The organism is Inquilinus sp. OTU3971, from assembly GCF_038440215.1.
In genome coordinates, this window is sequence record NZ_JASATH010000214.1 from 1 (window position 1) to 13,616 (window position 13,616).

A 13,616-nucleotide genomic window follows, 5' to 3' on the forward strand; every position below is an offset into this window, starting at 1 on the left:
CCGCGCCGCAGCGGCGAACGGGCGCTGGGATCGCCCGTTCATCTCACGGCCTCAGAACGGGATGCGGGCGTAGACGTCGCCCGACACCGGCCACACCGCGTCGTCGAACGACACCCCCTGCGCCACCGGGAAGGCCTCGAACAGGGCACGGCCGTCATAGCGCAGCGGCTGCCAGGTCTCGTCGATCCAGGTGATCACGTCCTCCCACGGCGTCTCCAGGCTGCGGTCGCGGCAGAAGGCGATCACGCCCGGCTTGCCGACGCCGGAGTAGAAGTCGCGGATGCGGTGGTCGATCCGGTTCTCCGGATCGTCGACGTCGAGCAGCAGCCGGCCGCCCTCATAGGTGCCGAACCAGCCGCAGGGCACGCCGTAGGTCTCGGCGATCACCATGCCGTGCAGGCTGGTCGAGATGATCCGCTTGCACGACACGATCTCCTCCACCTTGGCGGCGAAGGCGTCGACCTTCGGCGCGGTGTAGGTGTTGATCAGCCGGATCGAGCCCGCCAGGCTGGGCGGGATGTTGTAGCGCTTCAGCGCCTCCTTCACCCCCGATTGCGGGTCCATCGAGGCCAGCTCGGAGATGTGCAGGATCACGCCGAGCTCATGCGTCTTCTTGACGTGGTGCATCGGCATGATGCGCGGCAGGAACCAGACCGGGTCGCCGAACACGTCCGGCACGGTGATGCCCTGGCCGCGCAGCACCGCCTGGGTCTTGCGGCCGCGCACGCCATGCACCACGAAATCGGTGTTCTGCGGCCGCATGTATTGCCGGATCGAGCGGTCGACCGGGTTCAGCGTCGCATCCATGCCGGTGCCCCAGAAGTGCAGCACGCCGTTCTTCTGGGCATGGCCGATGGTGCCGACCGCGACCATCCGCTCCGACGCGTCGTCGAAGGCGGCGCGGCGCACCGGCAGGCCGGCGATGGCGGCGACCACCACGGCGCTGAGCGCATCGCCGAGATTGGCGTGCGGATGCTCGCTGGTGGTGGCGACCCAGGACAGCGGCACCGACAGCCGCTTGGCGTTGAAGCGCAGCAGCGTCTCCAGCCGGTCGCGGGACGCCGACTCGGGCTTGGCCGCCGCCGGGGCGGCGACGACCGGGGCCGGCGTGGGCTCGAGCACGGGCTCCGGCGCCCGGGCGAGGGCGGCGGAGCCGGCGGTCATCGGCGCGGCAGAGGCAGCGGCGGGCTTGGCTGGGGCGGGGGGCGAAGGCACGGTGGTCATGGCGGAAACAACCTTGAGGGCCGGGGCCGGCTTGGCGACCGGGACCGGAGCCGGGGCGGAAGCCACGGTTTCGGACTTGGTCTCGCCGGCCCGGGCCAGGGCGACGCGCTTGCGGTCTTCCCGACGCAGCTCGTCGACGGAATGCTGAAGCACGAGACCGGTCAGCACCGGGTGGTCCCACACGGTCTTGCCGGCCGGCGCCGCCAGCGGCTTGGCGTCGAGCGGGAACGCGTTGATCAGCGCGTCCTCGTCGATCGACACCGGCTCCCACACATCGTCGATGGTGTCGATCACGTCCTGCCAGTCGGTGGCGATGCCGCGCGGCTGGCTGTAGCTCCAGATCTTGTCCTTGCCGATGCCGGTGTAGAGGTCGACGATCCGGAGGTCGGTCGTGCCCTCGGGGCTGAGCTCGGTCAGCGCCAGGCCGGCCTCGTTGCCCTGCGGCGAGAAGTACAGGCAGGGGATGCCGTAGCTTTCGGCGATCACCATGCCGTGCAGACTGGTCGAGACGATGCGCTTGCAGGCCAGGATCTCATCGACCTTGTCCTTGAGCCCGCCGATGCCGATCGGCGTCACCGTGCTGATCAGATGCACCCGGCCGGCGAGCTCGGCCGGCACCTCGAAGCGCTTGTAGTCGGCGCGCGGGTTCGCCTGGGCGAAGGAGCGGTCGGCCAGCTCCGACAGGTGCAGGATGACGCCGATATCCCACTTCTTCTCGACCTTCGGCTTGTAGAAGCGCGGCAGCAGCCAGACCGGGTCGCCATAGACGCCGCCCTTGGCCTTGCCGCCGAGCAGCTTGGCCGAGACCGGGCCGCGGCTGGCCGGGACGTGGAACGTGGAGTCCGGCGGCACGGTGAAGGGCAGCCGCTCCGGCACCGGCGCCGACGGATTCTTCCAGCCCGAGCAGCCGGTGCCCCAGAACCAGACTTCGCCACCCTCGAACCCATGGCCGATGGTGCCGACCGCGCCCATGCGCACGGATTTCGACTTGGTCGGGACGCGGGCGATGTCGAGGCCGGACAGCAGGGCCACCATGACCGGACTGAGCGCATCGCCGAAGTTCAGATAGTCCATCTCCTTGGTCGAGCCGGCCCAGGAGAGCGGGATCTGTCCCGCGTCGCGCGTGGCCCGCAACAAGCTGTTCATCATGCGCCTCGTCCACTTCGAAAGGGTCGGTTTCGGGTCGCCGGACCGGGATGCCGCATCAGGCCCGGTCCGGCAGGGGCCGCCGCAGCAGCGCCGCCATGCGCCGCAGCGGCCCGGCCGCCGGCCGGGCCTCGGCGGCGGCGGGTCGGATCACAGTCTGGGGTTGGTGCTGCAGCGGGATCTGCCGCAGCACCGGATGTTCGAACACGGTCTCGCCGTGCTGCGGCTGCAGCGGGTTCAGGTCCAGCGGGAAGGCCTCGAGCAGCGGCTGCGTGTCGAATTCCGGTGGCGCCCAGGCCCGGTCGATCGCCGCCATCAGCGCCGGCCAGTCGGTGCGCTCGCGGCGCGGCTGGCCGTAGATCGGCAGGCTGGTCCGGCCGAGGCCGCGATAGAGGTCGACGATGCGGAGGTCGAGCGTGCCGTCGGGGTCGAGTTCCGCCATGTGCAGGCCGCGCGGCGCCCGGGGCGAGAAGTACAGGCAGGGGATGCCGTAGCTTTCGGCGAAGACCATGCCGTGCAGGCTGGTCGACACGATCCGCTCGCATTCCAGGATCTCGTCGAGCCGGGCCCGCATGCCGTCCAGGCCGATCGGCGTCACCGTGTGGATCAGCCGGACGTCGCCGGCCAGCTCCGCCGGAATCTCGTAGCGGATGTGCTCCGCCTTCGGCCGGACCTCGAAGGAGCGGCCCTGCAGGTCGGCGAGATGGATGATGACGCCGAGCTTCCACTTCTTCCGCCGCGGCGCGGGATGGAAGCGCGGCAGCAGCCAGACCGGGTCGCCATAGACCGCCGGACCGGCGGCGTCCTCCCCGCCCAGGATCCGGCGCGACACCGGCCCTCGGGTGGCCGCGATGTGCAGGCGCGTGCCGGGCAGCGGCCCCACCGGGACGCGCTGGTCGGCCGGGGCCGAGGGGTTGCGCCAGCGCGAGCTGCCGGTGCCCCAGACCACGACCTCGCCCTCCTTCAGGCTGTGGCCGATGGTGCCGACCGCGGCCATCCTGAGGCGCCGGGATTCATGCGCCATATGCTCGACCGGCAGGCCCGCCAGCAGCGACACCATCACCGCGCTCAAGGCGTCGCCGAGATTGACGTAGTCCTGCTCGCGCGTCGCCGCCACCCAGGTCAGCGGCACGATCTGCCGTTCCCTGACCGAGGCGGCCAAAGCGCGAATGGTCTCGTTGCCCGGCACGGCCATCGGTTGTCCATGATTCCAGTTTCGACCCAAAGGTTTTAAGCCGGAATCGTCGCCGCTGTCATGCCTTTTGCGGTGCGAAATCGCAGTGCGAAGCAAAAATCTGCATCGGAGTGGTCCGGAGGCACCTTGCGGTTTGGGTTTAGAATCCGTTTTCAGATCAATATGATGTGCCGAGCAAACCTGAAACCGGCATTTCCGGGAGACCGGGCGGTGCATTCGCGAATCACCCGCCGAAGCAAAACCTTCGAAAGCTTCCCGTGCGACATCCGGCCGCTTCGCCGCAGCGACGGTTTCGCCCATGCTGGCCGCGGGGGAGCCACGTCCGACACGCAATCATGAGGCAGTGCATGCAGCTCCGTTTCCTGGCCCTCCCCGCCGCCCTGGCGCTGGCCGCCGGCCTGGCCGCGCCGCCGGCCCGGGCCCAGGCCCAGTCCGACAAGCTGGAAGACTTCATGATCATGGATGTCTGCGTCGACCAGCACGACCGGATCGAGCCGGCGCTGGTGCCGGGCGACCGCGACTGCACCCGGCGCCGCAACATCCGCGCCGGCGAGGCCGTGCCCTATCACCTGCACAACTTCCCCAGCCCCGGCGCCCCCTGCCCGCAGCGGCTGGGCACGGTGTCGAAGGACAACATCCCGATCGAGAAGCAGGGCGTCACCCGCATCGTCAGCTTCTACGACCGCGGCGTCGACCACAGCTGCCCGGACGCCAAGCCGGAGGAACCCAGCTTCGGCAAGCTCGACACCGGCCGCGAGGGCGGCTCGGTGCAATGGGTCGACGAGCGCTGGGGCTACATCATGGGCAGCTGGAGCCCGGTCGCGCTGTCCTACTGGCTGACCCCGTCCTGCGAGGGCGCGCCCGACACCTCCGGCCGGTTCCGCTACGGCTGGGTGATCGGCCCGGCGACGCTGCCGCCGGAGGGCCAGGGCGGCTTCTCGACGTTCCAGAGCAAGCTGGTCACCGCCAAGGACGGCGGCGAGCCGGAGGCCGGCTGCCCGAAGCGCTTCGCCCGGCCCTTCACCCTGTGGATGCGCGACCGCTTCGCCTACAAGGACGGCCAGTCGCTGGACAGCCTGATCTCGCTGCGCTTCTCCAGTTCCAGCAAGGACGGCAAGGGGCCGGGGCCGGCGACCCAGGTCGAGATCACCTACTGGACCAAGGAGTTCGGCCTGACCCGCTGGGAGAAATGGGCCCGCGCCGACTGGGTGCATCCGCGCAGCCGCCAGGCCGCCGCGACCCTGGGCAAGACCCTGTTCGAGCGCGACACCTGCAGCCCGCCCTACAGCTTCCGCAGCAGCCCGGTGCCGGGGCTGACGATCAGCGACAGCGGCAGCAAGAACGATTACAGCCGGACCCTGACGCAGGGGGACGAATCCCATGCCTGGCACATGTCGCTGTGCAGCGACTACACCAACATCGTCAAGGATCCGGCCGGCGGCTTGGTGCCGCCCTGGGGCCAGGCGCTGAGCAACATGTTCTGGGTGGAGTAGCCCGAGACAGGCTTCCGGCGTGTCTAGCGCCGGAAGCCGTCGGGCGGCGGCCCTTCCGACCGGCGGCCGGGAACCGGTTTGATCCGGTCGTGCCGCAGCCCGGCGGGTGCCCCGCGACGATGCTGGCGGCGCGCCCGCCCGGCCTCGACCCGCCGGGTCTCCTCCTGCAGCCGCAGCACCGTCGGCCCGCCGCCCTCCGACGGTGGCGCCAGCCGCCGGCGCCAGGCCTGGCGCTCCTGATGCGAGGCTGGCGGCAGCATCGGATAGGCTTCGGGCAGGCCCCAGCGCCGGCGATACTGGTCCGGGCTGAGCCCATGCGCCAGGTCGAGATGGCGACCGAGATCGCGGCAGACCTGGCCGTCCTCCAGACAGATCAGGAAGCCGAGGCCGATGGTCTCGGGCAGCGGCACCGGCGGCACCGGGGCCGGCGCGGCGACGCGACGCCGGGCCGGACGCCGCGGCGGGGCCGAGAGATCGTCGAACGCCGCCAGGATCTTCCGGACCAGTACGGGATCCTCCGGTATGGCCGCAGGCTGGCGCGAGCGGAAGGCCCGCGCGATCTCGGCCGCGAAATCCCGGTGCTGCGGCAGCGACCGCCGGAGGTCGATCTCGGCCCCGGCCAGGTCCCGGCCTGCCTTCCGGCCCGCTTCGTCAAGCTGGTCCATTCGCATTCATCCGTCCTTCCGACGCACAGCTTTGAGGCCGGCTCGACCCGATCGGAACCACTGTCGGCAAAGGCTACTGCAGGCGCTGTCCCCACCAACCCAGTGTTTCCACGGTCGGCCGACCGACCGACATGGTTCCCCCCTCCCTTGAACGTTTTGTCGTTGGTTGCAAAGCAGCGGCGCATATTCGGCTATTGTATGATCCGAATCGCGAAATCAGCCTACCAGCAAGCGTGAGGCAGGTTAATCCTTAAAAACTATTGCGGAAGACCGTTTTAAATCAAAGCGCCTTCGCCGAGCCTGGTACCAAGCCGGCGCCAACAGTGGTCCGGTGGTCTGCCGTGCTGGAATCCCTCTGGAATCTCTGCGGAGTCCGGCCGGCCGGGATCTTTCCGCGACCCGGCCATTGCGGAAGCCCGGAAAATATGCCAAGATTTCGATATAAAGAGTTTGAGTTCCTGCAGACAGGTGGTCGAATTCACCGACGACAGGCGGCGGCCGGGGGATTTCCGGCCTTCTCCATAACCCAAGGTACAACCCACAGGCTGCAATGTCGCGAGGATCGGAGGGTGTCGGAAGGCGTTTATCGGCTGCTCTGCAGGCCCGGAACCGGCATTTTATGCCGCAGCACCTGGATCGAACAGCATTGCGTTATCATCTTGCGGAAATCGAGCGAAACACCCTAAAATTGAACCTAGAATTTTAGCCATCCAGTGGAGGGAGGCGATTCGAATCCTTCGGCGGCCGCAAATTCAACCCGCGCCTCGCCTCCCGGACGGATCGCTAACTAAGAAAGAGCAGCATGGCCCGCCCAAGCGAAACCGAGATCCTGAGGTTCACCAAAGAAATCGTTGTCGCCCATGTGTCCCGGAACACGCTCGACAGCGAAAGCCTTCTCGACCTGATCCGCAACGTCTACACGACCTTGAGCGCCACCCAGGGCGCGGCGGTTGACGGCGAGGTCGAGCTGCCGAATGTCGGGCCTGACGGCCTGGTGCCGGTCGAAGGGGCTGGCGCCGAGCACGAGGCGGAGCCTGCGGCGCCGCCGGTTCCGGCCGTGCCGATCGAGGATTCGGTGACCCCGGACTACATCGTCTGCCTGGAGGACGGGCGCCGCTTCAAGACCATGAAGCGCTGGCTGCGGGCGACCTACGGGCTGAGCCCGGAGCAGTACAAGGAGCGCTGGGGCCTGCCGGCGGACTATCCGCTGACGGCGCCGAACTACACCAAGGCGAAATCGGCCGACGCCAAGCGCCAGGGCCTCGGCTCCGGCCGCCCGGCCCGCGTCGCCCGCGCCAGCCGGCCCGGCCGCCAGCGCGCCGCGCGCCCGAGCGAGCAGAAGACCAAGCGCTGAACCACCACGATCCGGCCGCTGCGGGACGCGGCCGGATCGTTCGTGGGGTCGGGCCCGACGGGTGCCGCGTCTGCCCGGCCCAGCCAGCCGCCCCTGACGAAGCGTCCGCAGGGCGACCGGGATCACCGGCCGTCGGCAGAGCCGATTGGCGTCTGCAGCCGACGGATTTCGCCGATGAGAGCCGGCACGTCCTGATGGCGTTGCCCGGGCGCGTCTTTGCTCGATCTCGACGAGTGCAGCTTGGCGCCGCGTCCTTGACGTCGCCCATTCAAGACGATTTTGGATTAGACAAACGGGTCGCGTGATGCTGCAGGCAGCGACAAAGCCCGGCCACCATCGGCGCTGACCAGCCGCGACATTCGGCGCTCCGATGGCTCGAGCAGCGGCACCCGATCGGCGAACCGGGTCATGCCGGGTGCGCCGGCTGTTCGCCGCCGCGTGACCTGACTGACAGAACCTATCCCGCGGGATAGCTCGCCCTCTCCCTCGACCCAATCGACCGCAAACACGCCTCGACGTAGCGTCGTCCATGCCGTGTGTAAGGCGATGAGCAGGAGACAGATATGAGCCCGGACAGCATCTCACACCCCGATCGACCGAGGCCCGACGAGTTGGTTCCGTCGCGCTACGCGCTGCGGATCGGCGAGATCGACGTGCTGGTGGTCAGCGATGGGGTGCTGCCGCTGCCGACCGCGATGTTGGCCCACAACGTCGACCCGGCTGTCCGGGCGGCCTGGCTGAAGGATATGTTCCTGCCGCCGGACGCGTTCGATTGGGCGCTGAACGTGGTCGTGCTGCGCAGCGGCGACCAGACCATACTCGTCGACGCCGGGCTGGGGTTCGACCCGGACTTGCACCTGCCGCGGGCCGGGCAGTTGATCAAGCGACTGGAGGCCGCCGGCATCGATCTTGCGTCCGTGACCGACGTGGTGCTGACCCACATGCACATGGACCATGTTGGCGGGCTGCTCGTCGACGGGGTGAAGGACCGGCTGCGTCCGGACCTGCGGATCCACGTGTCGGCCGCCGAGGTCGAGTTCTGGGGAGCGCCCGATTTCTCCCAAGTCTCCATGCCGCCGGGGTTCCCGGACGCGCTTCGGTCGGCCGCCAAGCGGTTCCTGGCCGAGTACCGCAGCCATCTGCGGCCGTTCGATCAGGAGCATGAGGTGGCGCCGGGGGTGGTCGTCCAGCGCACCGGTGGCCACACCCCCGGGCACAGCGTGGTCCGCGTGGCGTCCGGCGGCGACAGGCTGACCTTCGCCGGGGACCTCGTCTTCACGGTCGGGTTCGACCACCCCGACTGGTACAACGGCTTCGAGCACGACCCCGAGGAGGCGGCCCGGGTCCGGGCCCGTCTGCTGCAGGAGCTGGCGGGGACCGGCGAGCTGCTGGTGGCCACCCATCTGCCGTTCCCGTCCGTCGGCCGGGTGGCGGCCGCCGGCGACGCCTTCCGCTGGGTGCCGGTCTTCTGGGATTACTGACCGCTTGTCGGGGTGGGGCCGAACCAGACGACCGCATGCGTTTGACCAGCGGGTCGATCGCTGCCTCATCACGACGCCGCCGGTCTCTTCGCCGGCTTAGGCTGAGACTTCGGCTCCTCCCCATCCCCTGATCGACCATTGCCCGGTTTCATGGGAGAATTCGCTGTATCTGCTCGCGGCAGCCAGTCGCACCTTGCGGACGGTCGTCATGCGGGGCCTGGTCCGATCGGCTGGCTTAGCCCCGATAAGGGCGCCCACTCGACGGCGCCGGCTGCGATTTGATGCCGAGAGCGCAAGCCGGAACAGACTTGCGCACCTTCCCTCTCTGGGAATAGGTTCATTGCGCAGGAGACAGTAGATGCTTCCATCAAATTTCGTAACCGTCGGCGAAAGGTGCATGGTCCGGTAGCGGCAGCCATATCCGTTCGCCATGTGCCCCCGAACCCAGTTCGGGGGCTTTTTTGTTTTCGGAGGTCCCGATGCGGAAGGCAAGCACTCCCCCGGCCCTGGCGACGCTGATCCTGATGACCGCCACCTCGACGGTGACGCTGAACATGATCGTGCCGTCGCTGGCCAACATCGCGCGGGATCTCGATGCCGACTACGCCGTGGTCAGCCTTGCCCTCGGCGGGTATCTTGCGGTTTCGGCCGCGGTCCAGCTCGGCGTGGGTCCGCTGGCCGACCGGATCGGCCGGCGTCCGGTGCTGCTGGCGGCGCTTGCGGTCTTCACGCTCGCATCGCTCGGCTGCGCGGCCGCCCAGACCGTGTGGATGCTGCTGGCGTTCCGGATGCTGCAGGCGGCCGTGGCGTCGGGCTATGTCCTGTCGCTCGCCATCGTCCGCGACACCGCCGGGGACGCCGAGGCGGCACGCCTGCTGGGCCGCATCGGCATGGCGATGGCGCTGGCCCCGATGCTGGGACCGATGCTGGGCAGCGTCCTGGACGCGGCCTTCGGATGGCGCATGGTCTTCCTGCTCTATGCCGCGGCCGGAGCGGGGCTGCTGTGCCTGGCATGGTCGGATGTCGGCGAAACCGTCCGGCCCCCGGCCGGCGAGGGACATGACGGCAGGCGCCTGACCGCGCTGCTGCGTGAGCCGGTGTTCTGGTGCCATGCGCTGTGCACGGCCTTCTCGACCGGCGCCTTCTACATCTTCCTGGCCGGAGCGCCCCTTGTCGCCACCGCCGTCTTCGGGATCGGCACGGCAGAGCTGGGGCTGTTCGTCGGCAGCATCACCGCGGGCTTCATGGTCGGCAGCTGGCTGGCGAGCCGCCTGGCCGGCCGGCACCCGCCGGCAACAATCATGCTGATGGGCCGGATCCTCGCCTGCCTGGGCCTCCTGGTCGGCCTGGCGGTGATCGCCATGGGCCATCTGACGCCGGCCCATTATTTCGGATGCACTATCTTCGTCGGGCTGGGCAACGGCATGACCATGCCGAACAGCAATGCCGGGGCGATGTCGGTGCGCCCCCGGCTGGCGGGAAGCGCGGCCGGCATAACCGGCGCGCTGACCGTCCTGGGCGGGGCGCTGATGACGACGCTGACGGGCCTCGCCCTGTCCGGCGAGCCGTCGCCGGCGCTGCTGATGGGGCTGATGCTGCTGGCCTCCTTCATCGGCCTGTTGGCCGCTGCCGCGGCCCTCCGGCTGAGCAGGGGCGTGTCCGTCGCTTCTCCGACATAGCCGGCAAACGCGGACTCGACAGATCGGGCCAATGTTCTATATTCGTTCCGAGCCGTCATCACGACCCGGACCGTCATGGGGCACATCCAGCAACTGGCTTTCACGCTCGGGCCGATCGAGGCCAAGCCGGCCGCGCCGGCACGGCCGCGGCCGGACGGCCGGGCCGGGCGGCGGCGGTCGCGCAGCCGCTGCTGCTGGAGGTGCCCGATTCCGCAGCGCCGGCCGCGACGGTCGAGCCCGCGGCAGTGATCGTACCGGAGCCTCCGCCCCCCGCCCCTCCTCCGCCACCGGCGCCGCCGCGCCCCGCCGCGGTCGCAGCGCCGCTATCCGACGATACGGCACCGGCGCCGGTGAAGGCCGCCCTCTATGTGGTGATCGGCTTCGCGCGCGGACGCGAGCGGCGGCGCGGCGGATGGCACCGCCTGGCGGAGCGGGGCTTCGCCGCCCGGCGCCCGGCCGAGGAGCATGCGGCGCGGCTGCTGGCGCGGGGCCGCGCCGACGGCGTCGTCCTGGCCCGGCAGGACCTCGCCGCCGACATGGATGCCGACGAGCCGGTGATCCTCGCGCGCCTGGGCGAGTTGCCGGCGGAGCTGGAGGGCTGAGAGACCATTTGTAAACGCGCTGAAACAGAAAGGGCGCCGCAGGGGCCCCTTCTCTTCCATGCCGCCGGTACAGCCGGCCGGTCAATGGACGCCGCTGAGCTGCCGCAGGCTCTGCCGTGCCCGGCCGAGGCGGGACCGGATCGTGCCGACCGGGACGCCGAGCGTTGCGGCCGCCTCGTCATAGGAGGCGCCACCCACCGCGACGATCTCGAGCACCTCGCGGTGATCGTGGCTGAGGCGCGGCCAGGACGCCTGGACCCGGGCGATCTCGACCCGCTGCTCCTGGTTGACCGGGACCGCGATCTCGCACTCCTCGATCTGGAACTGGCTGGTGGCGCGCTTGGCCGGGCCGACGAATTTCGACAGGAAGATCCGGCGCATCATCACCACCATCCAGGCCATCAGGTTGGTGCCGGGCTGCCAGAGGTGGAACTTGCAGTAGGCGCGCATCATCGTCTCCTGCAGCAGATCCTCCGCATCCACCGGATCGCGGGTCAGCGATGCCGCATAGCGCCGGAGGTCCGGCATCCGCGGCGATACCAGGGACGTGAAGCTGGCGGCCGAGGCTCCTTCGATCCTGCTCGTCATTATTGTCTCCACCCTTTCCTGCCCGTGGCCGTCGGCGGGGAAAGACTCTCCGTTTCCGGACTCGAGGCCTTCGGCCTCGGATCCGGACGACGGGCAATGATCGGAGGATCATTGCCGCTTCGGTTGTGAACTGAGGATGAAACGCTCAACTACTTTCCATGTTCCACCAAAATTCAACCGAAAATCCGCCACAGCTTCAGACATTCGTCCGGCATATTTCATCAAATACGCCGCACAGCACCGTTCCGTCTCGCTACCCTTAACATTTGATAAGGCAAAAATTAGTTTACCATCTCTGGTGATTACATCATTTGACAATACACATACAAGGGCCTCGACGGACTGAAGGGCACCCTACTTGGCAGGACGAAGGGGCCGCGCCGATGTCGTCTCGCGAAGCAACCGTCGCAGCCCTTGCGCCGGCAGACGCCGTCCCGGTCGATCGGGCTTCAGGGCGCGACAGCTGATCTCGGTCACCCTTGCCGCCCTCGCGCTCTAATGAGACCGGCACAGCGATGACGGTGCTTGCCAATGGCCTTTGATCTTCAGCAACAGGCGTTCGACCGGTTGCGCATGACTTCGCGGCTGGGTGCCCCGAACGCCGAAATCAAATCGAATTCCTGACTTTTTCTACCTGCCTCAGAGAAATTGGCAGAGTCGGTGCCGCTATATTCGTCAGACAAAGGGATTCCGGCTTCCGCAGCCCCAGCCGCTTGGCGTATGGAGTCGGTACGCCGCCGGACCGCTTGATCCGGCTGGAATGTCGAGGTTCGGGCCTGGCCCCACCAAGATCCGCCGCGTTCGACGGCGGAGAGTGCCTGCGCGTTTCGCATGGGCATCGAACAGGAGAAGGCATAGGGAATGCTCAAGACGTATCTCACGGCGACGGTGGCGAGCCTGCTGGCTCTGACCGCCGCGGCCTATGCCCCCTCCGCGGCCGCGCAGGCCAAGGAGGAGGTCGAGGTGATGCACTGGTGGACCTCCGGCGGCGAGGCGGCCGCCCTCAACGTCCTGAAGGAACAGCTGCAGAAGGAAGGCGTGTCCTGGAAGGACGCGCCGGTGGCCGGCGGCGGCGGCGATGCGGCGATGACGGCGCTGCGGGCGCGGGTGACGGCCGGCGACAAGCCGACCTCGGTGCAGCTGCTCGGCCTGTCGGTTCACGACTGGGCGGCGGAAGGCGTGCTGGCCGACCTGACCCCGCTGGCCGAAAAGGAGCACTGGGCCGACCATGTTCCGCCGGCCATCCAGGCCTTCTCGACCTATGACGGCAAATGGGTCGCCGCGCCGGTCAACATCCACCGCACCAACTGGCTGTGGATCAACAAGAAGCTGCTCGACAAGGTCGGCGGCAAGGCGCCGACCAACTGGGACGAGTTCCAGGCCCTGGCCAAGCAGTTCAAGGATGCCGGCATCACGCCGCTGGCCCATGGCGGCCAGCCCTGGCAGGAATCGACCACCTTCGATGCCATCGTCGTCGCCGTCGGCGGCAACGACTTCTACAAGAAGGCCTTCGTCGACCTCGACCCCGAGGCGCTGGGCGGCGACACCATGCAGAAGGCGTTCGACCAGCTGCGCGTGCTGCGCGGCTGGGTCGACCCGAACTTCTCCGGCCGCGACTGGAACCTGGCCTCGGCCATGGTGATCAACGGCGAGGCCGGCATGCAGGTGATGGGCGACTGGGCCAAGGGCGAGTTCATCAAGGCCGGGCTGAAGCCGGGCGTCGACATCGTCTGCGTGCCCTATCCGGGCAGCGAGAAGGCATTCCTGTTCAACAGCGACCAGTTCGCCATGTTCAGCCTGGACGACAAGGCCCGGCAGGACGCGCAGCTGAAGCTGGCCAGCGCCATCGAGAGCCCGAGCTTCCAGGAGAGCTTCAACCTGGTGAAGGGGTCGATCCCGGCGAACACCGAGGTGAAGCCGGACAAGTTCGATCCCTGCGGCCAGAAGTCGATGGCCGACCGCGACGCCTTCAAGGACACGGGCGGCATGCTGCCGAGCCTGGCGCACGGCCATGCCGCCTCGGCCGCAGTCAAGGGCGCGATCTACGACGTCGCCACCAATTTCTTCAACTCGACCCAGTCTTCCGCCGATGCGGCGAAGGCGCTGGTCGACGCGGTGGCGCTCGCCAAGTAACCCCGTGGGGGGGGGGGGGGGGGGGGGGGCCCCCGCCGGGGGGGGGGGGGGGGGGG

The 13,616-nt window shown here is 68.6% G+C and carries 10 protein-coding genes; 6 read left to right on the forward strand and 4 right to left on the reverse strand.

The annotated features are described in order from the left end of the window. Positions 1 to 51: 51 nt before the first annotated feature. Together AAHM41_RS34355 and AAHM41_RS34360 are read right to left on the reverse strand one after the other, a co-directional pair. The gene (locus AAHM41_RS34355; RefSeq protein WP_342241132.1) at positions 52 to 2,370 is read right to left on the reverse strand and encodes a polysaccharide pyruvyl transferase family protein; all 2,319 of its coding nucleotides are present in this window, start codon (positions 2,368 to 2,370) and stop codon (positions 52 to 54) included. A 58-nt stretch (positions 2,371 to 2,428) separates the two neighbouring features. After that, a complete protein-coding gene (locus AAHM41_RS34360) occupies positions 2,429 to 3,565 on the reverse strand; it encodes a polysaccharide pyruvyl transferase family protein (RefSeq protein ID WP_342241133.1) in 1,137 nt (378 codons plus the stop codon). Between the two features lie 347 nt (positions 3,566 to 3,912). On the opposite strand from AAHM41_RS34360, the gene AAHM41_RS34365 reads away from it, so the two are divergent. Continuing rightward, entirely contained in the window at positions 3,913 to 5,058 is a 1,146-nt protein-coding gene (locus AAHM41_RS34365) for a hypothetical protein (protein ID WP_342241134.1), read from the forward strand. A 23-nt stretch (positions 5,059 to 5,081) separates the two neighbouring features. Here AAHM41_RS34365 and AAHM41_RS34370 read toward each other — a convergent pair whose 3' ends face one another. Further along, a complete protein-coding gene (locus AAHM41_RS34370; RefSeq protein WP_342241135.1) occupies positions 5,082 to 5,723 on the reverse strand; it encodes a MucR family transcriptional regulator in 642 nt (213 codons plus the stop codon). 802 nt (positions 5,724 to 6,525) lie between these two features. On the opposite strand from AAHM41_RS34370, the gene AAHM41_RS34375 reads away from it, so the two are divergent. The 4 genes from AAHM41_RS34375 (at position 6,526) to AAHM41_RS34390 (ending at position 10,839) form a co-directional block, all read left to right on the forward strand. Beyond that, positions 6,526 to 7,077, forward strand: coding sequence for a MucR family transcriptional regulator (locus tag AAHM41_RS34375; RefSeq protein ID WP_342241136.1), 552 nt, complete (start codon positions 6,526 to 6,528; stop codon positions 7,075 to 7,077). Between the two features lie 563 nt (positions 7,078 to 7,640). Continuing rightward, positions 7,641 to 8,558, forward strand: coding sequence for an MBL fold metallo-hydrolase (locus tag AAHM41_RS34380; protein ID WP_342241137.1), 918 nt, complete (start codon positions 7,641 to 7,643; stop codon positions 8,556 to 8,558). Between the two features lie 479 nt (positions 8,559 to 9,037). Continuing rightward, positions 9,038 to 10,237: a multidrug effflux MFS transporter gene (locus AAHM41_RS34385; protein WP_342241138.1), complete on the forward strand. Its 1,200-nt coding sequence runs from the start codon at positions 9,038 to 9,040 to the stop codon at positions 10,235 to 10,237. Positions 10,238 to 10,587: 350 nt separating this feature from the next. Further along, complete coding sequence (locus tag AAHM41_RS34390; RefSeq protein WP_342241139.1) at positions 10,588 to 10,839, forward strand: hypothetical protein; 252 nt, start codon at positions 10,588 to 10,590, stop codon at positions 10,837 to 10,839. Positions 10,840 to 10,920: 81 nt separating this feature from the next. Here the strand turns inward: AAHM41_RS34390 and AAHM41_RS34395 are convergent, their stop codons facing one another. Then, the gene (locus AAHM41_RS34395; RefSeq protein WP_342241140.1) at positions 10,921 to 11,427 is read right to left on the reverse strand and encodes a sigma-70 family RNA polymerase sigma factor; all 507 of its coding nucleotides are present in this window, start codon (positions 11,425 to 11,427) and stop codon (positions 10,921 to 10,923) included. A gap of 861 nt (positions 11,428 to 12,288) precedes the next feature. Here AAHM41_RS34395 and AAHM41_RS34400 point away from each other — a divergent pair. Further along, positions 12,289 to 13,560, forward strand: coding sequence for an ABC transporter substrate-binding protein (locus AAHM41_RS34400; protein WP_342241141.1), 1,272 nt, complete (start codon positions 12,289 to 12,291; stop codon positions 13,558 to 13,560). The last annotated feature ends 56 nt before the right edge of the window (positions 13,561 to 13,616 follow it).

What these genes read in the sequence shown, in the direction of transcription:
- AAHM41_RS34375 (WP_342241136.1), top strand. Translation starts at nt 6,526, where the DNA reads ATGGCCCGCCCAAGCGAAACCGAGATCCTGAGGTTCACCAAAGAAATC.
- AAHM41_RS34355 (WP_342241132.1), bottom strand. Translation starts at nt 2,370, where the DNA reads ATGAACAGCTTGTTGCGGGCCACGCGCGACGCGGGACAGATCCCGCTC.
- AAHM41_RS34395 (WP_342241140.1), bottom strand. Translation starts at nt 11,427, where the DNA reads ATGACGAGCAGGATCGAAGGAGCCTCGGCCGCCAGCTTCACGTCCCTG.
- AAHM41_RS34380 (WP_342241137.1), top strand. Translation starts at nt 7,641, where the DNA reads ATGAGCCCGGACAGCATCTCACACCCCGATCGACCGAGGCCCGACGAG.
- AAHM41_RS34370 (WP_342241135.1), bottom strand. Translation starts at nt 5,723, where the DNA reads ATGGACCAGCTTGACGAAGCGGGCCGGAAGGCAGGCCGGGACCTGGCC.
- AAHM41_RS34385 (WP_342241138.1), top strand. Translation starts at nt 9,038, where the DNA reads ATGCGGAAGGCAAGCACTCCCCCGGCCCTGGCGACGCTGATCCTGATG.
- AAHM41_RS34360 (WP_342241133.1), bottom strand. Translation starts at nt 3,565, where the DNA reads ATGGCCGTGCCGGGCAACGAGACCATTCGCGCTTTGGCCGCCTCGGTC.
- AAHM41_RS34365 (WP_342241134.1), top strand. Translation starts at nt 3,913, where the DNA reads ATGCAGCTCCGTTTCCTGGCCCTCCCCGCCGCCCTGGCGCTGGCCGCC.
- AAHM41_RS34400 (WP_342241141.1), top strand. Translation starts at nt 12,289, where the DNA reads ATGCTCAAGACGTATCTCACGGCGACGGTGGCGAGCCTGCTGGCTCTG.